Here is a 25,166-nt window from a genome sequence, read left to right on the forward strand (position 1 = left end):
TCCCATGCTGCAAAACATACCGACGCATGTCATCGGTGGCCCGCTGGGCGCCGGCAAGACCAGCCTGATCAAACGCCTGCTGGCGCACAAACCCGCCCATGAACGCTGGGCCGTGTTAATCAATGAGTTCGGGCAGATCGGTCTGGATGCCGCCCTGCTGACCACGGATGCCGATGGTATCGCACTTGGCGAAGTGGCTGGCGGCTGCCTGTGTTGCGTCAATGGCGTGCCGTTCCAGATCGGTCTGGGGCGGTTGTTGCGCAAGGCCCGGCCTGATCGTCTGCTGATCGAGCCTTCGGGGTTGGGTCATCCTGCGCAACTCATGGCGCAATTGCGCGAGGCGCCCTGGCGTGGCGTCCTGAATGTTCAGCCCGGCGTGGTGGTGCTGGACGCGCAAGCAATGCTCGCCGGACAACCGTTGCCGAGCACTCAACAGGAAGCACTGGCGGATGCAGGGCTTGTGGTCATGAACAAGTCCGAGCAGCTGGATGAAGTCTCTCGCTTGGCATTGGCCGAACAGTTGCTGCCGCACGCCTTGATCTGGACCCGATACGGGGAGCTGCACCCGAGCCAAATACCGGGGTTCAACGCCGCTGCCGTTGTGGATAAACAGGCTGTGGATAAGTTGATGCTGCCCAACAGCGTTGGCCAGTTGCCTGCGCTATGGGTCGACCCGAAGGTACCGATCTGCCTGATTCAGGCCAGTGCTGAAAGCTGGAGCATCGGCTGGCGCTGGCATCCCTCGCAACGCTTTGACCTGCAGCGCATTCTGTACTGGCTGGAAAGCATTGAGTGGCGGCGCGCGAAGATGGTTATCCACAGCGAAGGCGGCTGGTATTCCGGCAACGTGGTCGACGGTGCTCCGCTGGCCTGGCAAATCAGCGAATGGCGTCAGGATTCACGCCTGGAATTGATCTTCTCTACACCGCAGGATGTGGATAAGTTGCAGGCGCAGATGGTGGAGTGTCTGGCGTGATGCGCCGCTTGCTCGCGAAGGCGACCCTTCAAACGCCCTCTTTTCGGAGGCTTTGACGCCCTCTTCGCGAGCAAGCTCGCTCCCACAACGATTTGCATTTAACCAGCCGCTACTGCTTCCATTTCTGATGCGATTGACGCCACTCGCTCATTTGAATAATTTCAGCGCTGGGTGGTGGCGTCTTGATTTCAAACGGGTAGGGTGCCAGTTCGATTTGCGCAGTGTGCGCGCCGAACATGGTGATCGTGCCAGGGTGACGCTGCTCGCCGGTCACGGTGAACTCGAAGCCATACACGCGGGCCAGGCGCTTGCGACCCTGAGCGTCGAGGGCAAAGGTCAGGCGGCGCAGGGCAACGGCGTCGTCCAGCAGTTGCAGCTCAAGACGTGCACAATGCTGCTTGACGCGCGCCAGCGCTTTCTCTCGCAGACCATGGGCGTGCCACCACCAGGCCGCAGCGCTTGCGAACAGCATCAGCACGAAGATGTTTCCCAGGGTCAGCATGACGGAGTGCTCCAGCGTAGGAGTTACCAGCTTAACTGCCCTGAGTGATTTACAGCCATACTGCGCAACTTATATTTCTCATTATTGCATTTGCATCGTGTTCAGGATTCCGCCCCCAATGAAACGTACGCCTCACTTGCTCGCTATCCAGTCCCATGTGGTATTCGGCCACGCCGGCAACAGCGCAGCGGTGTTCCCGATGCAGCGTATCGGGGTCAATGTCTGGCCGCTCAATACGGTTCAGTTTTCCAACCACACGCAATACAAGCAGTGGACAGGCGAAGTGCTGGCCCCGCAGCAGATTCCCGCGCTGATCGAGGGGATAGCCGCCATCGGCGAGCTGGGCAACTGTGATGCCGTGCTGTCCGGGTATCTGGGCAGTGCGGCGCAGGGCAGGGCGATTCTGACCGGCGTGGCGCGCATCAAGGCTGCCAATCCGAAGGCGCTGTACCTGTGCGACCCGGTGATGGGCCATCCTGAAAAAGGCTGCATCGTTGCGCCTGAAGTCAGCGACTTCCTGCTGGAAGAGGCTGCGGCCATGGCAGATTTCATGTGTCCCAATCAACTGGAGCTGGACAGCTTCTCTGGCCGCAAGCCCGAATCGCTGGCCGACTGCCTGGCGATGGCGCGGGCCTTGCTGGCGCGGGGTCCCAAAGCGGTTGTCGTCAAACACCTTGATTACCCCGGCAAGGCTGCCGACGGCTTTGAAATGCTGTTGGTGACCGCCGAGGCAAGCTGGCATCTGCGCCGTCCGCTATTGGCATTTCCACGCCAGCCGGTCGGTGTGGGGGATCTGACGTCCGGGTTGTTCCTGTCACGCATTTTACTGGGCGACGATTTGGTCGCAGCGTTCGAATTCACCGCAGCGGCAGTCCACGAAGTGTTGCTGGAAACGCAGGCTTGCGGCAGTTACGAGCTGGAACTGGTGCGCGCCCAGGATCGCATCGCGCACCCACGGGTGAAGTTCGACGCTGTGCGTCTGTAACCTTCAGATGTAACCGAGGGCTCAGCATCCATGTCTGAGCCTGTCCCTTACAAGGCTTCTTCCTTGATGTCCTGGTAACGCTTTTCCAGTTCCTGACGAATCTGGCGGCGTTGTTGCGCCTGAATGAAACGACGCTTGCCTTCCGGGGTTTCCGGTTCCAAAGGCGGTACGCTGGCGGGTTTGCGATTGTCGTCCACGGCAACCATGGTGAAGAAGCAACTGTTGGAATGGCGTACCGAGCGCTCGCGGATGTTTTCGGTGACCACCTTGATGCCCACCTCCATGGACGTGTTGCCGGTGTAATTGACCGAGGCGAGAAAGGTCACCAGTTCGCCGACATGCACCGGCTCGCGAAAAATCACCTGGTCCACCGACAGCGTTACCACATAGCGTCCGGCGTAGCGGCTGGCACACGCGTAGGCCACTTCGTCCAGGTACTTGAGCAACGTACCGCCGTGTACATTGCCAGAGAAGTTGGCCATGTCCGGGGTCATCAATACAGTCATCGACAGCTGGGCGTTTCCGGGTTCCATAGCGTACTCACACGGTCAAGGTGTTCAAGGGGCGCCTATGCTGGCGCTCAATGGGGCTTGCGACAGTTATCGGGACGCTGGCCAGCAGGCGGCCGTCACGCGTCATAACTATCTGTTTCCATATATTGCACCGGCTTTATGTCGAAGGGGGCGGTGTTAACCTGCAAAAACCCGTGGATCGGGAATTTTCCTACGCTTTCATCCGATTTTGATGGCGCAATTACCCGCCGACGCCGTTGCAAGAACAGCGCCAGCGGTTTTGGGAGTCATCACCCACAAGGAGCCGTACCCCCATGCATGCCATCAATTTCATTCAGGACCTGGCAGTAATCATGCTGGTGGCCGGCGTGGTGACCATCCTTTTTCACCGTCTCAGGCAGCCAGTGGTGCTCGGTTATATCGTGGCGGGCTTCATTATCGGTCCGCATACACCACCGGTCAGCCTGATTCACGATGAGGACACCATCAAGATTCTGGCCGAGCTGGGAGTGATTTTCCTGATGTTCTGCCTGGGGCTGGAATTCAGCCTGCGCAAGTTGTTCAAGGTCGGCGCGACGGCGTTCATCGCGGCTTTCCTGGAAATTGCCCTGATGATCTGGATCGGCTACGAGATCGGCCAGTTCTTTGGCTGGAAAACCATGGACTCGCTGTTTCTCGGCGCGATTCTGGCGATCTCTTCCACCACCATCATCGTCAAGGCGCTCAACGACCTGAAGATGAAGAACCAGCATTTTGCCCAGTTGATCTTCGGTGTGCTGATCGTCGAAGACATTCTCGGCATCGGCATTATTGCGCTGTTGTCCGGCATCGCAGTCAGCGGCTCCGTCAGTTCGGGGGAAGTGTTTTCCACGGTCGGCAAACTGTCGCTGTTCATGATCGTAGCGCTGGTGATCGGGATTCTGCTGGTGCCCCGTTTGCTGTCTTATGTCGCCAGGTTCGAAAGCAATGAAATGCTGTTGATTACCGTGCTGGGCCTGTGTTTCGGCTTCTGCCTGCTGGTGGTCAAGCTGGAATACAGCATGGTGCTGGGCGCGTTCCTGATCGGCGCTATCATGGCCGAGTCGCGTGAGCTGCTGAAAATCGAGCGATTGATAGAACCGGTTCGCGACATGTTCAGCGCAATCTTTTTCGTCGCCATCGGTTTGATGATCGACCCGAAAATCCTGCTGGAATATGCCTGGCCGATTGCAGTTATCACTGTCGCTGTGGTGCTGGGCAAAATGCTGTCTTGCGGCCTTGGGGCGTTTATCGCCGGCAATGACGGTCGCACCTCATTGCGCGTGGGGATGGGGCTGTCACAAATTGGCGAGTTCTCCTTCATCATCGCGGCGCTGGGCATGACCCTGCAGGTCACCAGCGACTTTCTCTACCCGGTGGCAGTGGCGGTATCAGCCATTACTACTTTGCTGACGCCCTATCTGATTCGCGGTGCTGATCCGCTGTCACTCAAGCTGGCGTCGATCATGCCCCGGCGGGTTGCGCGGGTGTTCGGCATGTACGGTGAATGGCTGCGCAGCATTCAGCCACAAGGGCAAAGTGCAGTGCTTGCCGGAATGATCCGGAGGATTCTGCTACAGGTCGGGGTCAATCTGGCGCTGGTAATGGCGATTTTCTTCAGCGGTGGTTACTTTGCCGAGCGTCTTGGCGGATACATGGACGAATGGGTGGCGGATGTCAGTCACCAGAAAGCCTGGATCTGCGGCGCGGCGTTGCTGCTGTCGCTGCCGTTTCTGATTGCGGCGTATCGCAAGCTCAAGGCGCTGTCGATGCTGCTGGCGGAGATGGGCGTCAAACCCGAGATGGCGGGCCGACATACCGTGCGGGTGCGCAAGGTCGTGGCGGAAGTGATTCCGCTGTTGTCGCTGGTGGTGATTTTCGTGATGTTGGCAGCATTGTCGGCAAGCATTCTGCCTGCCAACGAATTGCTGCTGGTCATCGCCCTGATTGCCGCTCTGGTTGCGGCGCTGCTCTGGCGCTGGCTGATCCGCGTGCATACGCGGATGCAGATCGCGCTGCTGGAGACGCTGGGCAATAATCAGGAATCGTCCGGGCATTGAGCCCGGCGATTACCTTACAGTCTTTACCGAACGGGGTGTCTCAGCTTTCCAGCCAGACATCCCGAGCCCAGTGCCAGACTGACTCCCAGCTTTCCTCGGTGACCAGTTCCTCTTCGGCGGACCACAGCACGACCGTGCCGTCCTCTTCGACGCAGTAATAGTCGTCGCCGTCCTGGCAGATCGGAATCAGCTCGCGCGGCACGCCCAGATCCCAGGCCGTGGCGGCCACGTCCGGCAAATAGGTGTGCGACTGCGGATCGGTCACGGTGACGGGCTCAAGGCTGCCGTACACCACATCGCTGACCGTCAGGAGAAACTCTTTGAAGACGAACGGAATATTGATGAACAGTTGTTCTTCAATTTCGACCAGCTGGTCTTCGTCTGGCAGCTCAAGCGGAACCGGGACCGGTTCGTTTGCTTCACGCAGTTTTTCGATGACTTCTTCCACGACACAGATCCTCTCACTTGATGGCGCGGGTTATACAGTAGCGTAAAGCCTTTCTCAAAATAACTATCCGAACGGATAAGCAAAAACCCCGGACATGTCCGGGGTTCTGAACGCGAGAAAGGAATCTGGTTCAACCGTTCTGGCGAATTCCTGCTACCAGCCACGGCTGGTTATCACCCTGTGGGCGCTCCATATTCCAGCTTTCGCTGAACACTTCGCCCTGGTCGAAGCGCGACGACTTGGACACGCCCGAGAAGGTCAGGGTAGCGATGGTCTTGTCGGCGCGATCATCCACACCGTCCAGTTGAACCTGGAGGTTGTCGATGTAGGTCGACTGAAAGCCATCGCCCAGGTCCGCACGTTCCTTTTTCAGGAACTGCAGCATTTGCGGGGTAACGAACTCGGCGATCTTGTCCATTTCGTTGGCGTCCCAGTGCTGCTGCAGCGACTGGAAGTGGCCACGAGCGGCTTCCAGAAAGCGCTCTTCGTTGAACCAGGCCGGGGCGTTGATCACTGGCGCAGCGGAGGCCGGTGAGGAACTGCCGAAGATCGGGTTCTGCACAGGCTGGCTGCTTTCACGCTGGTACGGTGCACCGGCAGCGGCCATTTTCGGCTGTTGCTGCTGACGACGACGCGCAATGAAGCGGAAGATCAGGAAGGCGATGAGACCCATGATCAGGATGTCGAACAGTTGCAGGCCGTTGAAGCCGTCACCCATGAACATCGACGCGAGCAGGCCACCGGCAGCGATACCGGCCAATGGGCCCAGCCAGCGCGACGCACCGCTTGCCGCAGGCGCAGGACGGCCAGCAGCGTTAGGTGCAGCCGCCGGAGTGGAAGGTGCGGTCTGGCGTGCCTGATGCGTAGGCGCCGAGCCCATGCTCTTGCCGCCACCGAAACGCGCGGCGTTCACATCCAGGCTCATGGTGAGCCCGATGCACAGCGCCATCGCGATGCTTAAAAAACGTTGCATAAGGGTATTCCCGTTTTGTGATTGCACGCGCGCCATGTTGCACAGCAGATGACTACATGACCAGCGCGTTAGTGTTTCGGACTTTTACATAAATAGCGTAGGACTTTTCAGCGCGCTTCGTAAGACTTTTGATTAGCCCCACGCACCGAGGTTATACACAGGTCTTGGAACGCCCGGAATAAATGGCCCCTGTGCTTCTGCCCGAAGGGCGTGGGAGCGAACTTGTTCGCGAAAAGGTCTTTATAATCGCCGAAAATGCATCGACTGAAACAGCGCCTTCGCGAGCAAGCTCGCTCCCACGGCCTGCGGCCAGAATCAAAAGCGGACTAATGTATGACGCCGAGCGCGGGAACAAGAACTGGCACCGCGCCCAACCCCTGAACGCTACAACGGCACCAGCTTCGCATAGCCCATCATCAGCCACTTGCTGCCTTCGGCGAAGTTGACCTGCACCCGTGCCTGAGCGCCAGCGCCCTCGAAGTTGAGGATCACGCCTTCGCCGAACACCGCATGCTGTACGCGCTGGCCCATGGTGAACTCGGTTTCCGGAATGCCGGTGCCGTTGAACAGGCTGCTGCTGTTGAACTTCGGAGTGCCACCGAACGGGCGACTCACGCTGTTGGACAGGCGCACTTCCTGGATCAGCGCCGGCGGAATCTCGCGTACGAAACGCGAGACCTTGTTGTAGGTTTCGCTGCCGTACAGACGACGCGTTTCGGCGTAGGTCATCACCAGCTGTTTCATGGCGCGGGTGATGCCGACATAAGCCAGACGTCGCTCTTCTTCCAGGCGCCCCGGCTCTTCCAGACTCATCTTGTGCGGGAACAGCCCTTCCTCCATGCCCACCAGGAACACATGCGGAAACTCCAGGCCCTTGGCGCTGTGCAGGGTCATCAGCTGAATGCTGTCTTCATGCTCCTGCGCCTGGGTGTCGCCTGCTTCCAGCGAGGCATGCCCCAAAAAAGCTGCAAGTGGCGTCAGGCCTTCTTCGCTTTCGTGATTCTCGAAAGCACGGGCCGCGCTGACCAGTTCCTCAAGGTTTTCTACCCGCGCCTGGCCTTTCTCGCCTTTTTCCTGCTCGTGATAGGTGATCAGCCCGGACTGCTCGATAACCGTCTGGGTCATCAGGTGCAGCGGCATCTCCATGACCTTCGCCGACAGGTTCTCGATCAGCTCGATGAACCCGCCCAGGGCCGTGGCGGCGCGGCCGGTCAGGCCCTTGTTGGCGACCAGCAGGCGCATGGCTTCCCACATGGAGACGTCGGCATGACGCGCATGCTCGCGAATCGCTTCGACGGTTTTTTCGCCGATGCCGCGAGCCGGAACGTTGATCACCCGCTCCAGCGCTGCATCGTTGCCACGACCTTCCAGCAAGCGCATATACGCCATCGCGTTCTTGATTTCGGCGCGTTCGAAGAAGCGCTGCCCGCCGTAAATGCGATATGGAATACGTTCGCGCAGTAGGGCTTCTTCCAGCACCCGCGACTGGGCGTTGGAACGGTACAGAATGGCGATGTCGTTGCGCGAGATGCCGGTTTTCAGCGCGCTTTCGATGGTCTCGACCACATAGCGCGCCTCATCGTGTTCGTTGAAAGCGGCATACAGGTTGATCAGCTCGCCATCGCCGACGTCAGTCCACAGCTCCTTGCCCAGGCGACCGCTGTTATTGACGATCAAGCCGTTGGCAGCCTTGAGGATGCTCGCTGTGGAGCGGTAATTCTGCTCCAGACGGATGACTTCGGTGTCCGGGAAGTCAGAGGAATACTGGTGAATGTTCTCGATCTTCGCGCCACGCCAGCCGTAAATGGACTGATCGTCATCGCCGACCACCATCAGGCTGTCGCCACCCTGAGCGAGCAGACGCAGCCACGCGTATTGCACGGCGTTGGTGTCCTGGAATTCATCCACCAATACATGGCGGAAACGACGCTGATAATGCGCGAGCAAACCCGGATTATCGCGCCACAGGTCGAGTGCGCGCAGCAGCAGTTCGGAGAAGTCGATGACGCCGGCCCGCTGACAGGCGACCTCGTAGGCTTCGTAGACACTTTTCATGGTGGTCAGGAACAGATCGCCGCTGGCCTGAATATGTTTCGGGCGCAGGCCTTCATCTTTCTGGCCGTTGATGAACCACTGGGCCTGACGTGCAGGCCAGCGTTGCTCATCCAGGCCCAGCTCGCGCATCACGCGTTTTACCAAGCGCTGCTGGTCATCGCTGTCGAGAATCTGGAAGGTCTGCACCAGCCCGGCTTCCTGCCAGTGCGCTCGCAGCAGGCGGTGGGCCAGACCGTGGAAGGTGCCCACCCACATGCCAGCAGGGCTGATGCCCATCAGCTGCTCGATACGGTGGCGCATTTCGGCGGCAGCCTTGTTGGTGAACGTCACCGACAGAACCGAATGCGGGGAGGCTTGCTCAACCTGCATCAGCCATGCGATGCGATGCACCAGCACACGGGTTTTGCCGGAGCCAGCACCAGCCAGGACCAACTGACGACCCAATGAGGCGGCTACGGCCTGACGTTGGGCATCGTTGAGGGAATTCAGAAGAAGAGAGAGATCATCGCGCATCCGCGCATTCTAGGGTGCTGCGTCATGCCGGGCAAACCATGCTTTGCGTCAGGCAATAAAAATGACCGGGTGCTGACGACCGGTCGTCGAGCGTTGCAGGGTCGAGCGCGGTCAGTCGACCTTGAAGATTGGCCATTCGCAGGCCAGGCGCAGGATTCCGCGTAATGTAGGATTATTCCCACAATTTTTTTCGATTCACCCATTCAGGGCCCGTGTAACAGGTTTCAGCGTCGTTTAACTGGGCGGTTTGCAGGTCATGTAGTATAACTACAAGAAAGCTACAACCCAGCCCATCTTCCTTTTGCCGAGTCTGCCCCTTGAATCTGCTGCAACACATCGCCCAGTCACGTAATTTGCTGCGCAAATCGGAGCTCAAGGTTGCCGATCATGTGCTGCTTGACCCTGCGGCTGTGATGCACAGTTCCATGGCGGATCTGGCGCACAGCGTCGGCATCAGTGAGCCGACCATCGTGCGCTTCTGCCGCGCCATTGGGTGCACCGGGTTTCAGGACCTCAAGCTCAAGCTGGCGCAGAGTCTGGCGGCGGGTGCGAGTTTCGGCCAGTTCGCGATTCACGAAGACGATTCGGTCGCCGACTACAGCCTGAAGATTTTCGACACTACCCTGCACACGCTGATGGAAGTGCGCGAAAACCTCGACCCCCATGCTTTGCAGATGGCAGTCACGGCCATGGCCGGGGCCAATCGGGTCGAATTTTATGGGTTTGGCGCTTCCGGTGCAGTGGCTGCCGATGCGCAGCACAAGTTCTTTCGTTTGCTGCTGACCGCGGCAGCGTATTCCGACCCGCACATGCAGGCGATGTCGGCGGTCACGCTCAAGCCGACAGACGTCGCGGTATGCATTTCCCAGTCGGGGCGCTCCAAGGACTTGCTGATCACCGCCAATCTGGTCCGCGAGAGCGGCGCGACGCTGATTACCTTGTGCCCAAGCCAGACGCCGCTGGCCGAGCTGTCATCGGTCAATCTGGCCATCGATGTACATGAAGACACCGAAATCTACACGCCGCTGACGTCCCGTATCGCGCACCTGGTGGTGATCGATGTGCTGGCGATGGGCGTGGCAATGGCCCGCGGCCCGAGCCTGGTCAATCACCTCAAGAGCGTCAAGCGCAGCCTGCGCGGCTTGCGTCTGTCGCCGAAGTCGATAAAGACTCACGAAGACTGATCGCTCAACCGAGCGGAATTCATCGATCTGTCATCTGCATGCCGCCTGATTGTCACTGTCGCGCTCCATTCTGGTGCTCCCACAAAACGTATTGGGAGACAGGATATGGCTCGGCATTACGATGATTTACCTACCAGCACCGTGAAAACCCGCCGCCAGCAGGAAGACCAGCGCCGCATGGAGTTTCGTCGGGCTATTGAGAGCTACAGTGAAGCGCGTCAGCTTAATCAGGAGCTGTGTGACTATATGGATGGTATCGACAACGCTGTATGGCAGACTATCAAGTTGCCCGCGGTCGACCGTCGAAACGCTCGACAAGCTGGTTGATCTGCGCACGTTCGGTGCGGATGAACGCAAGAAAGGCATGTGCCACGGGTGAAAGGCGTTTGTCTCGGGCCTGAGCCACGCACCAGCTTCGATACAGCGGCAGCTCCGCCACGGGTAGCTCCACGAGAGCACCGGTGGCGAGTTCCTGGCAGACCGCATGCCGTGTCAGTATCGCCAGGCCCAGTCCGGCGACCACGCATTCACGTTGCGCCTCGCTGGAAGACACCTCCAGCGTCTGCGTGAAATGCACGCGTTTCTCTTTGAAGTACTCCTCGCAGGCCCGTCGTGTACCTGATCCCGTTTCCCGGGTCAGCAACGGCCAGGGCTCCAGGTCTTTCAAATTCAGCGTCGCATGGCTGCTCAGCGGGTGGTCGGGTGGTGCTATGGCGACAATCGGGTTGTTGAGAAAGGGTAGAAACTCCAGGCCCATATCCAGCGGAACCGCTGACATCACTACAAGATCATCGCGGTTGTCCGATAATCGTCTGATTATCTGTGCACGATTGACCACCATCAGGCTCAGGCTGACTTCCGGGTGCTGGCGTTTGAATGCAGCGAAAAGGTGAGGGATGAAATACTTGCAGCTGGATTCAATCGCCAGCTTCAACTGGCCTTGCAGCGAGCCCTGCATGTCCGAAAGCTGCATGTCGAGACTTTCCAGGCGTCCGAAAATATCCCGGCTGGCCAGTTGCAGTGCCTGCGCCGCCTCAGTCAGGTAGAGCTTTTTGCTGACGTATTCGAACAGCGGCTGGCCGATCAGCTCCTCAAGCTGGCGAATCTGCAGGCTGACGGCAGGCTGCGTCAGAGACATCTCTTCGGCTGCACGGCTGTATGAGCGCAGATCACATACTTCATTGAAAATACGCAGCTGACGCAATGTCATACGCATCAATGACTTACGCATTTATAAGAGCTTCCTGAGACGACAAGAAGCTTCAACTATAAGCTTTTACTTATGCATGTCCCAACTTTTACTCATTTTTGTTAATCCTTGATTCGGCATAGGGTGTCCCTGCGGCATTCAGTCACATGCCCTGTTACAAAAACGGGTCGAGGAAAACGCCAGTGATAACAAAAATTCTGATTGCCAACCGCGGGGAGATTGCCGTCCGGATCGTGCGTGCCTGCGCCGAGATGGGTATTCGCTCGGTCGCGATCTTTTCCGATGCCGACCGGCATGCCCTGCATGTCAAGCGTGCTGACGAAGCCTATAGCATTGGTGCCGAACCGTTGGCCGGTTACCTGAACCCGCGCAAGCTGGTGAATCTGGCGGTAGAGACGGGCTGCGATGCGCTGCATCCCGGTTATGGCTTTCTGTCGGAGAACGCCGAGCTGGCCGACATCTGTGCTGAACGTGGCATTAAGTTTATCGGTCCGTCCGCAGAAGTGATTCGTCGCATGGGTGACAAGACCGAAGCGCGGCGCAGCATGATCAAGGCCGGTGTGCCGGTTACGCCCGGCACCGAAGGCAACGTCGCGGACATCGACGAGGCGCTGGTCGAAGGCGAGCGTATTGGTTACCCGGTAATGCTCAAGGCCACTTCCGGCGGCGGCGGGCGCGGCATACGCCGCTGCAACAGCCGCGAAGAACTCGAGCAGGCCTTCCCCCGGGTGATTTCCGAAGCAACCAAGGCCTTTGGCTCGGCGGAAGTGTTTCTCGAGAAGTGCATCGTCAATCCCAAGCACATCGAAGCGCAGATTCTGGGTGACAGCTTCGGCAATGTAGTGCATCTGTTCGAACGCGACTGCTCGATTCAGCGCCGTAACCAGAAGCTCATCGAAATCGCCCCCAGCCCGCAACTGACTCCCGAGCAGCGTGCTTATATCGGTGATCTGTCGGTGCGTGCGGCCAAGGCTGTCGGTTACGAGAACGCAGGGACCGTGGAGTTTTTGCTCGCCGAGGGCGAGGTGTACTTCATGGAAATGAATACCCGGGTTCAGGTCGAGCACACCATCACCGAAGAAATCACCGGCATCGATATTGTTCGCGAGCAGATCCGTATTGCGTCCGGCCTGCCGCTGTCGATCAAGCAGGAAGACATCATTCACCGCGGTTTTGCCCTGCAATTCCGGATCAACGCAGAAGACCCAAAGAACAATTTCCTGCCCAGTTTCGGCAAGATCACCCGCTATTACGCGCCCGGAGGACCAGGCGTGCGCACCGATACGGCGATTTACACCGGCTACACCATTCCGCCGTTTTACGACTCGATGTGCCTGAAGCTGATCGTCTGGGCGCTGACCTGGGAGGAGGCGATGGACCGTGGCCTGCGTGCGCTGGATGACATGCGCCTGCAAGGAGTGAAGACCACGGCTGCCTATTACCAGGAAATTCTGCGTAACCCGGAATTTCGCAGCGGTGAATTCAACACCAGCTTTGTCGAGAGCCACCCCGAGCTGACCAATTATTCGATCAAGCGCAAACCCGAAGAGCTGGCTCTGGCCATCGCCGCCGCCATTGCCGCACACGCCGGTCTGTAAGGAATAGTGAAATGTCCAAGAAGATTTTCGTAACCGACACCATCCTGCGTGACGCTCACCAATCATTGCTGGCGACCCGCATGCGTACCGAGGACATGCTGCCGATCTGCGACAAGCTCGACAAGGTCGGTTACTGGTCGCTGGAAGTCTGGGGCGGCGCGACCTTCGATGCCTGCGTGCGTTTTCTCAAGGAAGATCCATGGGAGCGCCTGCGTCAACTGCGCGCGGCCTTGCCCAATACCCGGTTGCAAATGCTCCTGCGCGGCCAGAACCTGCTGGGCTATCGGCATTACAGCGATGACGTGGTCAAGGCGTTCGTCGCCAAGGCGGCGGTGAATGGTATCGATGTGTTCCGTATTTTCGATGCCATGAACGACGTGCGTAACCTGCGCGTTGCCATCGAAGCGGTAAAAGCTGCGGGCAAGCATGCGCAGGGCACCATCGCTTACACCACCAGCCCGGTGCACACCATCGAAGCGTTCGTCGCACAGGCCCGGCAGATGGAAGCGATGGGCTGCGATTCGGTGGCGATCAAGGACATGGCCGGTCTGCTGACTCCCTATGCCACGGGTGAACTGGTCAAGGCGCTGAAAGCCGAACAGTCGCTACCGGTGTTCATTCACTCCCACGACACCGCAGGCCTGGCTGCCATGTGCCAGCTCAAGGCCATTGAAAGCGGCGCGGATCATATTGATACGGCGATCTCCAGCTTTGCCTGGGGCACCAGTCATCCAGGCACAGAGTCGATGGTTGCGGCGCTCAAGGGCAGCGAGTTCGACACCGGGCTGGACCTGGAGCTGTTGCAGGAAATTGGTCTGTATTTCTACGCGGTGCGTAAGAAGTATCACCAGTTCGAAAGCGAATTCACGGCGGTCGATACCCGTGTGCAGGTCAATCAGGTGCCTGGCGGGATGATTTCCAACCTGGCCAATCAGCTCAAGGAGCAGGGCGCGCTCAATCGCATGGGCGAAGTGCTGGCTGAAATTCCGCGCGTGCGCAAAGACCTCGGTTATCCACCGCTGGTAACGCCGACCTCACAGATCGTCGGTACTCAGGCGTTCTTCAATGTGCTGGCTGGCGAGCGCTACAAGACCATCACCAATGAAGTGAAGCTTTATCTACAGGGCGGTTATGGCAAGGCGCCGGGGCCGGTAGATGAAAAGCTGCGTCGTCAGGCCATTGGCAATGAAGAACTGATCGATGTTCGTCCGGCCGATCTGCTCAGGCCGGAGATGACCAAGCTGCGTGCCGATATCGGCGCATTGGCCAAATCCGAAGAGGACGTGCTGACGTTTGCCATGTTCCCGGACATCGGCCGCAAGTTTCTCGAAGAGCGTGCAGCTGGAACGCTGACGCCGGAAGCGCTGCTGCCGATTCCCGAAGCCGGAAGCGTGGCCAGAGCGGGCGGCGAGGGCGTGCCGACCGAGTTCGTCATTGATGTGCACGGCGAAACCTATCGGGTCGACATCACCGGCGTGGGCGTCAAGGCCGAGGGCAAGCGCCACTTCTACCTGTCCATCGATGGCATGCCGGAAGAAGTGGTGTTCGAACCGCTCAACGAATTTGTCGGCGGCGGTGCCAGCAAACGCAAGCAGGCTCATGCACCGGGCCACGTCAGCACCACCATGCCGGGCAATATCGTCGATGTGCTGGTCAAGGAAGGCGATATGGTCAAAGCAGGGCAGGCGGTATTGATCACCGAAGCCATGAAGATGGAAACCGAGGTCCAGGCGTCGGTCGCGGGCAAGGTTGTGGCGATTCACGTTGCCAAGGGCGACCGCGTCAATCCGGGTGAGGTTCTGGTCGAGATCGAAGGCTGACCGGGCACATACAGATAATTCAACGATTTACCTCAGGGAAGCACTCGTGGCTTCCCTTTTTTTATTCTGTGCAGGCGGGCGCGGTTGTCACCGCTATCGTTGCGCACGCTCCAGCGTGGGAATGCCGTTCTCGACGCTCTGCGTCCTAAGGATCAGCGAAACGCCTCAAGCCCTTTGATCTGCTGCCCGTCCGCGAAGTTATCCACAGCCAGCCAGCATTCAAAGGCCTTCTGCAATTCAGGCCATTCGCTGTCAAGGATCGAGTACCACGCTGTGTCCCTGCTCTGGCCCTTGACTACCATGTGCTGGCGGAAGGCGCCTTCGTAGCTGAAGCCAAAGCGTTGGGCTGCGCGTTTGGAACGGGCGTTGTTGGCGTTGCACTTCCATTCCAGGCGGCGATAGCCCAGCGTGAATGCTTCTCTGGCCAGCAGGTAAATGGCTTCGGTGCCTTTGGGGGTTCGTTGCATGGCCGCGCTGAAGGTGACATGACCTATTTCGATACGCCCATTGGCGGCGACGATCGACATCAGGCTGATGACACCTTCGGCTTTACCGGTCTGCTGATCGACGACCGTATAAAACCATGGGTCGGACGCTGCCTGATGCCCGGACAGCCATGCATCAAAGGCACTGCGCTCGATAAAAGGCCCGTAAGGCAGGTAATCCCACAGTTTCGGGTCGGCATTCGGGCCCTGAAGCGCAGCCCACAAGTCATCGGCGTGACGTGTGGCATCGAGTTTTTCCAGGCGAATGAAACGGCCTGTCAGTGTGTTGGTTGTGGGCAATGCAGCGGCTTGCCAGTCCAGCAGAGTGTCGGACATCAATCACTTCCTGTTTCAGAGCGCTTTGCGAAATTGTATAAGGCCAGGCCGTTCGGCAATCCTTTCGTACAACTGAATGGCCGTGGCGTTGGTTTCGTGGGTCAGCCAATGCACCTTGTCGCAACCGTCTGCCTTGGCCGTGGCGTAAACAAACTCGATCAGTTGCCTGCCAATGCCTGTTCCGCGTTGTTCGGGCGCGACAATCAGGTCCTGCAGGTAACAGGCATTGTTGATGCTCCAGTTGGAGCGATGGTAGATGAAGTTCACCATGCCCACCGCTTCGCCATCCAGCCAGGCCAGCGCCGAGTGGGTCGGCTCGTGCGAATCCACAAGGCGTTGCCAGGTGACGTCGCTGACACTTTCGGCCAGCTCGGTATTGTAGAAGCGCAGATAGGCCTGCCATAGCGGCAACCAGGCTTTATGGTCGTTGACAGTAACGACGCGAATCCGGACATCGGTCAAAACGTTCTCCCTGCGCTCATCAAACGAGCGATTTGCTGGTCGTTTGCATTCTCGCTTGCTGCGAGGCCGTCGCGTACACCGGCCATGTCCGAAGCGCTGCGGTTCTGGCTGAGTTTGCGTTTGCCTTGCAGCCGCTGCACGGGAATTGCAAACCCTGCAATCGCTCCCAGCATTTTTGCAATGTAGTCCGCAGGTGCATCCTCGATTGACCAGGGTTGCGGGCGGCTGGATTCATAGCGATGGGTCAGGTCAGCCAGCAATTGGTGCAGTTGCGCTGCATCGGTAAAAACCGTGGCCTGCCCATAGGCATGCACGGCCAGATAATTCCAGGTAGGTACAACCTTGCCGTGTTCTGCCTTGCTCGGGTAGAAAGACGGGCTCACATAGGCATCGCCGCCGGGAAAAATCACCAGCGCCTCGACACCTGAGTTCAACTGCTGCCACTGTGGGTTGGCTCTGGCCAGATGCCCGTAAAGCGTGCCGTGCGGACCTTCATCGCGGCGCAACAGCAGCGGCAAGTGAGTCGCGTGCAATCCTTCTTCACCCTGTGTGACAAGAATAGCCAGGCGAGTTTGATCCATCTGCTCGTGCAGGCTGAGCGTGTCGTTTTCCTTGAAGGCAGCAGGTATGTACATGGTCATGTTCCTTGGCTGATGAAGCGATCGTAGGCAAGGTATTGGTCTGATATAAGATCCATTTTTTATAAGTTTCATGGGACCAATTCATGCCCATCGCCCCTGTCGCGTTTCCACCCACGCTTACCGGCATTGAGCTGGACCCGAATCACGGCTTGAGCAAGCAGCTCTACGAGATTTTGCGCCAGCAAGTGCTGGATGGGCGCTTGAGTGGCGGCATGCGTCTGCCCGCCAGTCGCGATTTGGCGCATTCACTGGGCATCTCCCGTAACAGCGTCATACGGGCCTATGACCAGCTGTATGCCGAGGGTTTTATTGAAGGGCGCGTTGGCGACGGTACGTATGTTGCGCAGCTGTCTGAACGAAGCGCTGCGCCTCGACGGCCAAGCCGTAAAAAACTATCCACCAACTTACCCACAGGTGTATCCACAGGGTTACACACAGGTTTGTCCACAATTGCGGCTGAAATGCCGTCGAATTGTTCCGATGAAGTTATCCACAACCCGACACGCGTGCGGCTCGAAAAGCATCATTTGCACGAGCCGCCGACGGGTAGGCCGCGGGCTTTTCGGGTAGGCGTTCCAGCCTTCGATCTTTTTCCGTTTGCCTTGTGGGGCAAGCTGTATGCGGCCTTTTGGCGCAAGCCGGACCTTGCTCAGCTGGGTTACGGCACCGCTGCGGGAGATTCGCGGCTGCGTGAGTTGATTGCCGTTTATCTTCGTTCATCGCGTGGGTTGCACTGCACGGCTGAGCAAATTGTGATCACCAGTGGCGCGCAACATGCAATCAGCCTTTGTGCACAGTTGCTTTTGACGCCGGGCGATGGCGTTGCTGTGGAAAATCCAGGCTATCGCGCGGCGGGTCATGCGTTTGCACTGGCAGGTGCGCGATTGCACGGCGTGCCTGTGGATAACGAGGGCATGCGTTGCGCCGAGCTTGAGCAGGCCGATTGCAGATTGGCGTATGTGACCCCTTCGCATCAGTACCCGACTGGCGTAGTCATGAGCCTGGCACGGCGCCTGGAGTTACTGGCCTGGGCCGAGAGGCACCAGAGCTGGATTGTCGAGGACGATTACGATGGGGAGTATCGGTACAGCGGTTCGCCATTGGCCCCGTTGGCTGCGTTGGAGCAGAGTGGTCGAGTGCTCTATGTCGGCACATTCGGAAAAGTCGCCTTTCCGGCGCTGCGCCTGGGGTATCTGGTTCTGCCTGAGCAACTTGTCCGCCCGTTCAGCCAGCGCAAGGCGGTAGACATGCGCCATACCGAGATTGGCGTGCAGGCGGTCATGGCGCAATTCATTGCGTCGGGGCATTTCCAACGACACATCCGTCGTATGCGTCGCGCGGCGCTGAGTCGTCGCAATGCGCTGCTGGATAACTGGCCTGCCCACATAGCAGGGTGCGCTGCAATGCCCAGGGTGGTTGCAGGGCTGCATGTGATGGTCAAGGTAGACAGTGTCGCGCGTGAGCAGGCACTGATTGCCAAGGCTGGTAGCGTTGGCGTCGAGATGAATGCCTTGAGTGATTACTGGCTGCCCGACTCCAGTGAGCCAGTGGATAACCGCGCCGGGCTGGTTTTGGGTTTCGCCGCCGTGCCCGAGGTCGAGATCGCCGTTGCATTGAACAGGCTGCGCAAGGCCTGGTCCGAGTAGTCCCGCTGGCAGGCGTATAATCTGCACTTTCTGTTACTTGTCCTGAGATACCCATGAACAACTCTCTTACTGCAACACCCGGACGCAAGTTCGGCGCGCCGCTGGCTGCGCTGTTCCTGCTGCTGATGGGCGCCCAGTTTCTGCTGCTCAGTGTCGGCGCCCGCCAGGTAATGCTGTGGATCGTCGGCGCAGCGCTGGGCGTGACGCTGTATCACGCGGCATTCGGCTTCACCTCGGCGTGGCGGGTGTTTATCCGTGAGCGGCGCGGTGCGGGTTTGCGGGCGCAAATGGTCATGCTGGCGGTGGCTGTGGTGCTGTTTTTCCCTGCGCTGGGTGCTGGCACGCTGTTCGGTCAGCCCGTTACCGGACTGGTTGCGCCGGTCGGAATTTCGGTCGTCGTGGGGGCGTTCATCTTCGGTATCGGCATGCAACTGGGCGGTGGCTGTGCGTCCGGTACGTTGTTCACCGCAGGTGGCGGCAATGCACGCATGCTGGTGACGCTGCTGTTTTTCATCCTCGGTTCGTTGATTGCGACCCATCACGTCGACTGGTGGTTTGCCCTGCCTTCGTTCCCGGCAGTTTCGGTGGTCAAGACCTTCGGCGTATTGCCTGCGCTGATCGTGAATCTCGCTCTGTTCGCCTTGATCGCTTTCATAACCGTGAAGCTCGAAAAGCGGCGTCATGGACAGCTTGAAACGCCGGTTACCACTGACCATCGTGGGTTGAGCCGGGTGCTGCGCGGGCCATGGGTTCTGGTCTGGGGCGCTGTCGCGCTGGCGCTGCTCAATTACGCAACACTGGCGCTGGCGGGTCGTCCGTGGGGCATCACCTCGGCGTTTGCGCTATGGGGCGCGAAGGTAGCCAGTGGTCTGGGTGTGGACGTCGGCAGCTGGGTGTTCTGGCAGAGCGCGGCGAATGCCAAGGCGTTGGCGGCTCCGGTGTGGGAAGACGTCACCAGTGTGATGGACATCGGCATCATGCTCGGTGCCTTGCTGGCGGCAGGGCTGGCCGGCCGTTTTGCGCCGAGCCTGGACATTCCCACGCGCTCGCTGGTTGCTGCGGTCATCGGCGGGTTGCTGCTGGGTTATGGCTCTCGACTGGCCTACGGCTGCAACATCGGCGCGTACTTCAGCGGTATTGCCTCGGGTAGCCTGCACGGCTGGCTATGGCTGGTTGCAGCCTACGCCGGTAACGTGATCGGCGTGCGTTTGAGGCCGATTTTCTTTGCTGGCGAACGCCCGCAAGTGACGCTGACTGGCTGCTGAGGAAGTCTGTAACCCCAAGATAAAGCGGGTCGTTTGCGAACCATCTGCCGGTTTGGCATTCAAAGGCCATGCGGCAGATGTCAGCCTGCGATTCGCTTATTTTTCGATGGGGTAGTTCTTTTGCAGCAAACGATCATTTCGAAAATCCGTTTTCTCGGCAAGACCATCGGTTACGTGGGTTGGTCGCTTTTCTGGTTGTTGATTTGGGATGTGATCGTCACGGTCGACTTCATGCTGTATCTGGAGCGCAAGATCACGTTGCCTTCCATGCCGTTGACCCTGCTGGGCTCGGCACTTGTGGTCCTCACCAGCTTTCGTAATTCCAGCGCCTACAACCGCTGGTGGGAAGCACGAACGTTGTGGGGCGCGCTGGTCAATAGTTCGCGCAGCTTCGCTCGGCAGGTGTTGACGCTGGTCGAGGATGACGACGGGATCAACCCGGTCAAGGCCACGCTGTTGCGTCGCCATGTTGCCTACGTGAAATGCCTGTCCGCGCACCTGAAGGGCGCCAAATGTGGTGATGAGGTTCAGATGCTGATTCCTCGCGAGGAATTCGAACGTCGTCACGACACCAACAACTTTCCCAACGACCTGCTCAATACGTCGGCTGCGCTGTTGGCCAAGGAGTATCAGGCGGGGCGACTGGACAGCATTCGTCTGGCGCGTCTTGAGTCGACCATGGTGGACATCTCCAATTGCCAGGGCGGTATGGAGCGTATTGCCAACACACCATTGCCTTATCCGTACGTCGCTTTTCCGCGTCTGTTCATCACACTGTTCTGCCTGATCGTACCGATTGGCCTGGTGGAGACCCTGGGCTGGTTCACGCCGCTGGCATCAACCGTGGTGGGTTTCATGCTGTTGGCCATCGAAAAGATCGGCACCGACCTGCAGAGTCCGTTCCGTGCCAGCGAACATGAGATTCAGATGACGGCTTTGTGCGAAAACATCGAGCGTAATCTGGATTCGATGCTCAGGGGCGCGCAGGAAGAAAGCAAGGCTTCGTAAAGAGGGTGAGGCGTTGCGCGTGTGCAGAACGCCTCGGATAACGCAGAGATTGCGGCGGCTTAACGCAGCTCGCCACACAGGTCCAATTCGACCAGCCGCCTGACTTCCTCGGTCGTCAGGCTTGCCCCCAGCAGTGCATGCAGTTTGCCAAGCGCTGCCTCACGGGTCATGCCGCCACCGGAGAGCACGCCTGCACCGCGCAGACGGCTCCCCGCTTCGTAGACATCCAGCTCGACACCGCCTTCGTGGCACTGGGTAATCGCCACCACGCAGATACCAAGCGCTCGTGCATTTTCCAGGCTGGCCAGAAACTGCGGATCATCACTTGGCCCGGTGCCGCTGCCGAAGCACTCAAGCACCAGACCCCGAATACCGCTGTTGATCAGACCGTCCAGCTGAGCTGCGCCGACGCCGGGAAACAGCGGCAACACGGCGACCTCCGCCAGCGTCTTCGCCTGCCGGTAGTTCAGTGCATCGGGCAGCGAAACCACCGCATGACCGCCACGCGAGCGTTGCAGCGGTGCGAACGGTTGACGACCGAAGCTGCGAATTTTCGCGCAGCGCACAGGCGTCATCAGTTGCCCGTGGAAATACAGCTGAACGCCTGACACCAGACCCGAACCCAGCGCCAGCAGGGCACCGTTGACGTTTTCCCAGGCATCGCTGTCCTGCACGCCGGCAGGCAGCATAGAGCCGGTGAACAGCACCGGTGCGCTGAACCCCAGCAACTGGAAGCTCATCGCCGCTGCGCTGTACGCCAGGGTGTCGGTGCCATGCAGCACCAGAACAGCATCGCAGCCATCGACCTCCACCGCCTCGATCACCGCCTCACGCAGGCGCAGCCAGTAGGAAGGGGTCATGTTGGCGCTGTCGATCAGCGGCGACATCTCGCGAAAGCGCCACTGCGGCACCACCAGTTCCGGGTGCTCGGCCAGTTGCCCGGCCATCCGCGCCTCGAAACCCGAGGCAGGTGCCAGGCCGTTGGCGCTGGCCTGCATGCCAATGGTGCCGCCGGTGTAAAGAACCATGACGCTCTGAGCGGGTTTATGTGCATGATCAGTCATGGTTGTTCTCCGGCGTAAGGTCGCGTTGGTTATCGTGCTTCGGGTACAGGCTTGGCGGCCGCTTCGGCGTCCTGTGTCGACTGACGGGTCGGATTGGCTGGCCATGCGTTGCGGTCCAGGTCCAGATCAGGGAACTGGCTGGAATCGAACACCGGCGTCTTGATACCCGCCCGACGCTGCGAATCGTAGTCGTTCAGAATGCGCTTGACGACTTTGAACAGCATGGCGAGTGCGATCAGGTTAACGAACGCCAGCATGGTCATGGTGATGTCGGCGAACGCCAGTACATCTTTCAGGTCGACGACGGCACCCCACATGATCAGTACCAGCACCGCGATACGGTAGATGATGATGGTCTGGATCTTCTCGCCAAACAGGAACCGCAGGCTGTTTTCACCCAGGTAGTAGTTGTAGAGAATCGAGGTGAAGACGAACAGTGCCAGCGCCACGCTGATGAAGATTCTGCCCCAGTCACCGACCACTGCGGCCAGCGAGTTCTGCGCCAGAACGATGCCGTTGCCGTCGTAACCGATGTCGTAGATACCGGACAGCAGGATCAGCAAGGCAGTGCAGGTGCAGATCACGAAGGTGTCGAGGAACACGCTGAACGCCTGAACCACGCCTTGTGCAACCGGGTGCTCTACATGCGCCACGGCAGCCACGTTGGGCGCACTGCCCAGACCGGCTTCGTTGGCAAACACGCCACGCTTGACGCCCATCACGATAGCGCTGCCGATCAGGCCGCCGAATACCGGGTCAAGACCGAAGGCGCTTCTGACGATGGTCATCAGCATGCCGGGAACGTGGTCGATCTGCAGAACGATGACGTAGATGGTGACCGCGATGTAGATCAGGGTCTTGACTGGAACCAGCAGGTCGGAAATTGCCGCGATACGCTTGATGCCGCCGACGAAGGCCAGACCCAGCAGCACGACCAGACAGATGCCGGTGGTTCGGGTGTCGATGTTGAACGCGCTTTTCAGCGAGTCGGTCACGGCGTGGGATTGCAGGCCGTTGAAGGCAAAACCGAAGGTCACCAGCAACAGTACGGCCATGACCATGCCTAGCCAGCGCTTGCCCAGACCGTGCTGGATGTAAAACGCCGGACCGCCGCGGAACTGTCCTTCGGAATCCTTGCGTTTATAGAGCTGGGCGAGTGAACACTCGATGAAACTGCTGGACATGCCGACCAGTGCGGTTACCCACATCCAGAATACGGCGCCCGGACCGCCCAGCGTTACGGCAATGCCGACGCCTGCGATGTTGCCTGCTCCGACGCGGCCCGCAAGGCTGAGCATCAGGGCCTGGAACGAACTCAACTGACCCGCGCTGCTGCGCAGACTGTCGCGAAAAACCGAGAACATGTGGAAAAAGTGTCGAAACTGAACGAAACGCGAGCGGATCGTGAAGTAACTACCCAGGCCAACGATAAGTACGATCAGTACCTTACCGGAGAGAAAGTCGTTAATCATTTCCAGCATTTTTGTTATTCCTCGCTACTTTTGAGGGGGCGCACTATACCGGTGCAAAGTTTTTACGTCTGTAGTCGCTTTCTTGGACGTCTGATTCTTCATTCGCGACGATGAATGAATACTTCCACGGATTACTCCGCCAAAGTGGGGTGCCGAAGGCTCTGGGTCCAGTGTCGGAGCCCTTTGCTGCGGGCAAAAAAAAGGGTCTGGAGAATCACTCCCAGACCCTCAAAAAATTGAGGGGTGTCTAGGCCCTCAATCTGGTGAGCTTGGTGCGCAGGTCATTTCCTGTCAGGCCTTCAAGGGGGCCAGACGCGGAGCGATCATGTTTTCCGGGCGCAGGATGTCGTCGAGCATGGCATCGTCGAGCAGACCTTCCTCACGCACCAGTTCCAGCACGCCGCGGCCGGTTTCCAGCGCGATGCGGGCGATACGGGTGGAGTTTTCGTAACCGATGTAGGGGTTCAGTGCGGTCACCAGGCCGATCGAATGCTCGACCAACTCGCGGCAGCGCTGTTCGTTGGCCGTGATGCCCACAATGCAGTGCTCGCGCAGCATGTCCATGGCGCGCTGCAACAGGCGGATAGAGTCGAAAATCTTGTAAGCGATCAGTGGCTCCATCACGTTGAGCTGCAATTGTCCGCCTTCAGCGGCCATGGTCAGCGACAGGTCGTTGCCGATGATTTCGAAAGCAACCTGATTGACCGCTTCCGGGATTACCGGGTTGACCTTGCCGGGCATGATCGAGCTGCCTGGCTGGCGTGCCGGCAGGTTGATTTCGTTGATCCCGGTACGCGGGCCGCTGGACAGCAGGCGCAGGTCGTTGCAGATCTTCGACAGCTTGACCGCAGTACGCTTGAGCATGCCCGAGAACAGTACGAACGCGCCCATGTCGGAGGTCGCTTCGATCAGGTCGGCTGCCGGCACCAGCGGCTGGCCGCTGATCAGCGCCAGGCGGTCGACGGCAAGCTTTTGGTAGCCAGGGTCGGCGTTGATGCCGGTGCCGATGGCCGTACCGCCCAGGTTCACTTCGGTCAACAGCTCGGGTGCCAGGCTGCGCAGGCGGTTGAGGTCTTCTGTCAGCGTGGTGGCAAAGGCGCGGAACTCCTGACCCAGGGTCATTGGCACGGCGTCCTGCAACTGAGTACGACCCATTTTCAGCACATGGTTGAATTCTTCGCCCTTGGCGGCGAACGACTGGATCAGGCTGGAGAGGCTGGCGAGCAGGGCGTCATGGCCCAGCAGCAGACCCAGGCGGATCGCGGTCGGGTAGGCGTCGTTGGTCGACTGCGCCATGTTTACATCGTTGTTGGGGTGCAGGTGCTTGTATTCGCCTTTCTCGAAGCCCATGGTTTCCAGGGCGATGTTGGCGATGACTTCGTTGGCGTTCATGTTGGTGGACGTGCCGGCACCGCCCTGAATCATGTCGACCACGAACTGATCGTGGAAGTCGCCACGGATCAGGCGGGCGCAGGCCTCGCTAATGGCCGCATGCTTTTTATCGTTGAGGTGTCCGAGCTGGTGGTTTGCATCAGCTGCCGCCTGTTTGACCATGGCCAGGGCCACAACCAGTTTAGGGTAGTGCGAAAGCGGCACGCCTGAGAGGTGAAAGTTGTTCACCGCTCGCAGGGTCTGAATGCCGTAATACGCGTTGGCAGGTACTTCGAGAACACCAAGCAGGTCTTTTTCGATGCGCGATGATGCAGGCGAGGACATGATAAAAGAAGTCTCAAAAAGGCACGGACAATGCCGGAACGCCGCGAATAGTGGGCTTCCCACCCTGTCTTGACCAATGCTGTTAAACGCTGGCCTATGCAATAACGGCATAATCAGGGTGTGACCCGGATTCCGTTAAGTGCGTAAAGGGGGCAAAATGTCGCACCCGGACGCTGCCTCTGCAGCCTTGCCAGAGCCGTCTGGCCATGTATCCGCA

Annotated in this window: 22 protein-coding genes; 10 read left to right on the forward strand and 12 right to left on the reverse strand. The window is 58.9% G+C overall.

The annotated features are described in order from the left end of the window. The first annotated feature begins 4 nt into the window (after positions 1 to 4). A complete protein-coding gene (locus RYC18_RS08670; RefSeq protein ID WP_005781430.1) occupies positions 5 to 976 on the forward strand; it encodes a CobW family GTP-binding protein in 972 nt (323 codons plus the stop codon). A 109-nt stretch (positions 977 to 1,085) separates the two neighbouring features. Here RYC18_RS08670 and RYC18_RS08675 read toward each other — a convergent pair whose 3' ends face one another. Continuing rightward, positions 1,086 to 1,478, reverse strand: coding sequence for a DUF3301 domain-containing protein (locus tag RYC18_RS08675; RefSeq protein ID WP_004659125.1), 393 nt, complete (start codon positions 1,476 to 1,478; stop codon positions 1,086 to 1,088). Positions 1,479 to 1,596: 118 nt separating this feature from the next. Between RYC18_RS08675 and pdxY the strand changes: the two genes are divergently transcribed. Beyond that, entirely contained in the window at positions 1,597 to 2,463 is an 867-nt protein-coding gene (pdxY, locus tag RYC18_RS08680; protein WP_005781432.1) for a pyridoxal kinase PdxY, read from the forward strand. A 47-nt stretch (positions 2,464 to 2,510) separates the two neighbouring features. On the opposite strand, the gene RYC18_RS08685 is transcribed toward pdxY, so the two are convergent. Continuing rightward, positions 2,511 to 2,996 (reverse strand): acyl-CoA thioesterase, encoded by a 486-nt coding sequence (locus RYC18_RS08685; protein ID WP_002555921.1) that lies wholly within the window; start codon positions 2,994 to 2,996, stop codon positions 2,511 to 2,513. Positions 2,997 to 3,289: 293 nt separating this feature from the next. Between RYC18_RS08685 and RYC18_RS08690 the strand changes: the two genes are divergently transcribed. After that, the gene (locus tag RYC18_RS08690; RefSeq protein ID WP_011169911.1) at positions 3,290 to 5,053 is read left to right on the forward strand and encodes a cation:proton antiporter; all 1,764 of its coding nucleotides are present in this window, start codon (positions 3,290 to 3,292) and stop codon (positions 5,051 to 5,053) included. 40 nt (positions 5,054 to 5,093) lie between these two features. Here RYC18_RS08690 and RYC18_RS08695 read toward each other — a convergent pair whose 3' ends face one another. From RYC18_RS08695 to uvrD, 3 genes are all read right to left on the reverse strand, one after another. Then, positions 5,094 to 5,501 (reverse strand): SMI1/KNR4 family protein, encoded by a 408-nt coding sequence (locus RYC18_RS08695; protein ID WP_316885258.1) that lies wholly within the window; start codon positions 5,499 to 5,501, stop codon positions 5,094 to 5,096. A 130-nt stretch (positions 5,502 to 5,631) separates the two neighbouring features. Beyond that, entirely contained in the window at positions 5,632 to 6,474 is an 843-nt protein-coding gene (locus tag RYC18_RS08700) for a Tim44 domain-containing protein (RefSeq protein ID WP_054077402.1), read from the reverse strand. Positions 6,475 to 6,858: 384 nt separating this feature from the next. Beyond that, entirely contained in the window at positions 6,859 to 9,042 is a 2,184-nt protein-coding gene (gene uvrD / locus RYC18_RS08705; protein WP_316885262.1) for a DNA helicase II, read from the reverse strand. Positions 9,043 to 9,359: 317 nt separating this feature from the next. Between uvrD and hexR the strand changes: the two genes are divergently transcribed. Both hexR and RYC18_RS08715 read left to right on the forward strand, forming a co-directional pair. Next, positions 9,360 to 10,226 carry a transcriptional regulator HexR gene (hexR, locus tag RYC18_RS08710; protein WP_002555915.1) on the forward strand — a complete coding sequence of 289 codons (867 nt, stop codon included), beginning with the start codon at positions 9,360 to 9,362 and terminating at the stop codon, positions 10,224 to 10,226. A 141-nt stretch (positions 10,227 to 10,367) separates the two neighbouring features. Beyond that, the gene (locus RYC18_RS08715; RefSeq protein WP_004659112.1) at positions 10,368 to 10,553 is read left to right on the forward strand and encodes a PA3496 family putative envelope integrity protein; all 186 of its coding nucleotides are present in this window, start codon (positions 10,368 to 10,370) and stop codon (positions 10,551 to 10,553) included. Here the strand turns inward: RYC18_RS08715 and RYC18_RS08720 are convergent. Next, on the reverse strand, positions 10,507 to 11,457 hold the full coding sequence (locus RYC18_RS08720) for a LysR family transcriptional regulator (RefSeq protein WP_016982142.1): 951 nt from the start codon (positions 11,455 to 11,457) through the stop codon (positions 10,507 to 10,509). The genes RYC18_RS08715 and RYC18_RS08720 overlap by 47 nt on opposite strands. Before the next feature lie 161 nt (positions 11,458 to 11,618). Here RYC18_RS08720 and RYC18_RS08725 point away from each other — a divergent pair, with 161 nt between their 5' ends. Together RYC18_RS08725 and oadA are read left to right on the forward strand one after the other, a co-directional pair. After that, on the forward strand, positions 11,619 to 13,034 hold the full coding sequence (locus RYC18_RS08725; protein WP_002555912.1) for an acetyl-CoA carboxylase biotin carboxylase subunit: 1,416 nt from the start codon (positions 11,619 to 11,621) through the stop codon (positions 13,032 to 13,034). Positions 13,035 to 13,045: 11 nt separating this feature from the next. Further along, positions 13,046 to 14,854, forward strand: a complete 1,809-nt coding sequence (gene oadA / locus RYC18_RS08730; RefSeq protein ID WP_004667159.1) for a sodium-extruding oxaloacetate decarboxylase subunit alpha — start codon at positions 13,046 to 13,048, stop codon at positions 14,852 to 14,854. A gap of 152 nt (positions 14,855 to 15,006) precedes the next feature. Here the strand turns inward: oadA and RYC18_RS08735 are convergent, their stop codons facing one another. The 3 genes from RYC18_RS08735 to RYC18_RS08745 are packed head-to-tail and all read right to left on the reverse strand — an operon-like array spanning position 15,007 to position 16,772. Continuing rightward, entirely contained in the window at positions 15,007 to 15,675 is a 669-nt protein-coding gene (locus tag RYC18_RS08735; RefSeq protein WP_316885269.1) for a GNAT family protein, read from the reverse strand. A gap of 15 nt (positions 15,676 to 15,690) precedes the next feature. After that, a complete protein-coding gene (locus RYC18_RS08740) occupies positions 15,691 to 16,137 on the reverse strand; it encodes a GNAT family N-acetyltransferase (RefSeq protein ID WP_005756992.1) in 447 nt (148 codons plus the stop codon). Further along, positions 16,134 to 16,772 carry an FMN-binding negative transcriptional regulator gene (locus tag RYC18_RS08745; RefSeq protein ID WP_316885272.1) on the reverse strand — a complete coding sequence of 213 codons (639 nt, stop codon included), beginning with the start codon at positions 16,770 to 16,772 and terminating at the stop codon, positions 16,134 to 16,136. The genes RYC18_RS08740 and RYC18_RS08745 overlap by 4 nt, the downstream gene beginning before the upstream one ends. An 89-nt stretch (positions 16,773 to 16,861) precedes the next feature. On the opposite strand from RYC18_RS08745, the gene RYC18_RS08750 reads away from it, so the two are divergent. The 3 genes from RYC18_RS08750 to RYC18_RS08760 all read left to right on the forward strand — a co-directional run bounded on the left by RYC18_RS08750 (position 16,862) and on the right by RYC18_RS08760 (position 20,697). Next, entirely contained in the window at positions 16,862 to 18,424 is a 1,563-nt protein-coding gene (locus tag RYC18_RS08750; RefSeq protein ID WP_316885274.1) for a PLP-dependent aminotransferase family protein, read from the forward strand. Between the two features lie 53 nt (positions 18,425 to 18,477). After that, the gene (locus tag RYC18_RS08755; RefSeq protein ID WP_005781451.1) at positions 18,478 to 19,689 is read left to right on the forward strand and encodes a YeeE/YedE family protein; all 1,212 of its coding nucleotides are present in this window, start codon (positions 18,478 to 18,480) and stop codon (positions 19,687 to 19,689) included. A gap of 120 nt (positions 19,690 to 19,809) precedes the next feature. Continuing rightward, positions 19,810 to 20,697 carry a bestrophin family protein gene (locus tag RYC18_RS08760; protein WP_004659096.1) on the forward strand — a complete coding sequence of 296 codons (888 nt, stop codon included), beginning with the start codon at positions 19,810 to 19,812 and terminating at the stop codon, positions 20,695 to 20,697. Positions 20,698 to 20,756: 59 nt separating this feature from the next. On the opposite strand, the gene RYC18_RS08765 is transcribed toward RYC18_RS08760, so the two are convergent. From RYC18_RS08765 to aspA, 3 genes are all read right to left on the reverse strand, one after another. Next, positions 20,757 to 21,761 carry an asparaginase gene (locus tag RYC18_RS08765; RefSeq protein WP_010199727.1) on the reverse strand — a complete coding sequence of 335 codons (1,005 nt, stop codon included), beginning with the start codon at positions 21,759 to 21,761 and terminating at the stop codon, positions 20,757 to 20,759. Between the two features lie 29 nt (positions 21,762 to 21,790). Continuing rightward, positions 21,791 to 23,242: an alanine/glycine:cation symporter family protein gene (locus RYC18_RS08770; protein ID WP_005744886.1), complete on the reverse strand. Its 1,452-nt coding sequence runs from the start codon at positions 23,240 to 23,242 to the stop codon at positions 21,791 to 21,793. Positions 23,243 to 23,524: 282 nt separating this feature from the next. Beyond that, positions 23,525 to 24,949: an aspartate ammonia-lyase gene (gene aspA / locus RYC18_RS08775; RefSeq protein WP_002555902.1), complete on the reverse strand. Its 1,425-nt coding sequence runs from the start codon at positions 24,947 to 24,949 to the stop codon at positions 23,525 to 23,527. Positions 24,950 to 25,166: the final 217 nt, after the last annotated feature.

Origin of the sequence: Pseudomonas syringae group sp. 247E2, assembly GCF_032587795.1 — a bacterium.
Lineage (GTDB): Bacteria > Pseudomonadota > Gammaproteobacteria > Pseudomonadales > Pseudomonadaceae > Aquipseudomonas > Aquipseudomonas amygdali.

Bases quoted from the DNA above. Each gene is read 5' to 3' on its own strand.
- uvrD (WP_316885262.1), bottom strand. From the start codon at position 9,042: ATGCGCGATGATCTCTCTCTTCTTCTGAATTCCCTCAACGATGCCCAA.
- RYC18_RS08765 (WP_010199727.1), bottom strand. From the start codon at position 21,761: ATGACTGATCATGCACATAAACCCGCTCAGAGCGTCATGGTTCTTTAC.
- RYC18_RS08745 (WP_316885272.1), bottom strand. From the start codon at position 16,772: ATGTACATACCTGCTGCCTTCAAGGAAAACGACACGCTCAGCCTGCAC.
- RYC18_RS08750 (WP_316885274.1), top strand. From the start codon at position 16,862: ATGCCCATCGCCCCTGTCGCGTTTCCACCCACGCTTACCGGCATTGAG.
- RYC18_RS08700 (WP_054077402.1), bottom strand. From the start codon at position 6,474: ATGCAACGTTTTTTAAGCATCGCGATGGCGCTGTGCATCGGGCTCACC.
- RYC18_RS08690 (WP_011169911.1), top strand. From the start codon at position 3,290: ATGCATGCCATCAATTTCATTCAGGACCTGGCAGTAATCATGCTGGTG.
- oadA (WP_004667159.1), top strand. From the start codon at position 13,046: ATGTCCAAGAAGATTTTCGTAACCGACACCATCCTGCGTGACGCTCAC.
- RYC18_RS08670 (WP_005781430.1), top strand. From the start codon at position 5: ATGCTGCAAAACATACCGACGCATGTCATCGGTGGCCCGCTGGGCGCC.
- aspA (WP_002555902.1), bottom strand. From the start codon at position 24,949: ATGTCCTCGCCTGCATCATCGCGCATCGAAAAAGACCTGCTTGGTGTT.
- RYC18_RS08685 (WP_002555921.1), bottom strand. From the start codon at position 2,996: ATGGAACCCGGAAACGCCCAGCTGTCGATGACTGTATTGATGACCCCG.
- RYC18_RS08720 (WP_016982142.1), bottom strand. From the start codon at position 11,457: ATGCGTAAGTCATTGATGCGTATGACATTGCGTCAGCTGCGTATTTTC.
- RYC18_RS08755 (WP_005781451.1), top strand. From the start codon at position 18,478: ATGAACAACTCTCTTACTGCAACACCCGGACGCAAGTTCGGCGCGCCG.
- RYC18_RS08770 (WP_005744886.1), bottom strand. From the start codon at position 23,242: ATGCTGGAAATGATTAACGACTTTCTCTCCGGTAAGGTACTGATCGTA.
- RYC18_RS08735 (WP_316885269.1), bottom strand. From the start codon at position 15,675: ATGTCCGACACTCTGCTGGACTGGCAAGCCGCTGCATTGCCCACAACC.
- RYC18_RS08675 (WP_004659125.1), bottom strand. From the start codon at position 1,478: ATGCTGACCCTGGGAAACATCTTCGTGCTGATGCTGTTCGCAAGCGCT.
- pdxY (WP_005781432.1), top strand. From the start codon at position 1,597: ATGAAACGTACGCCTCACTTGCTCGCTATCCAGTCCCATGTGGTATTC.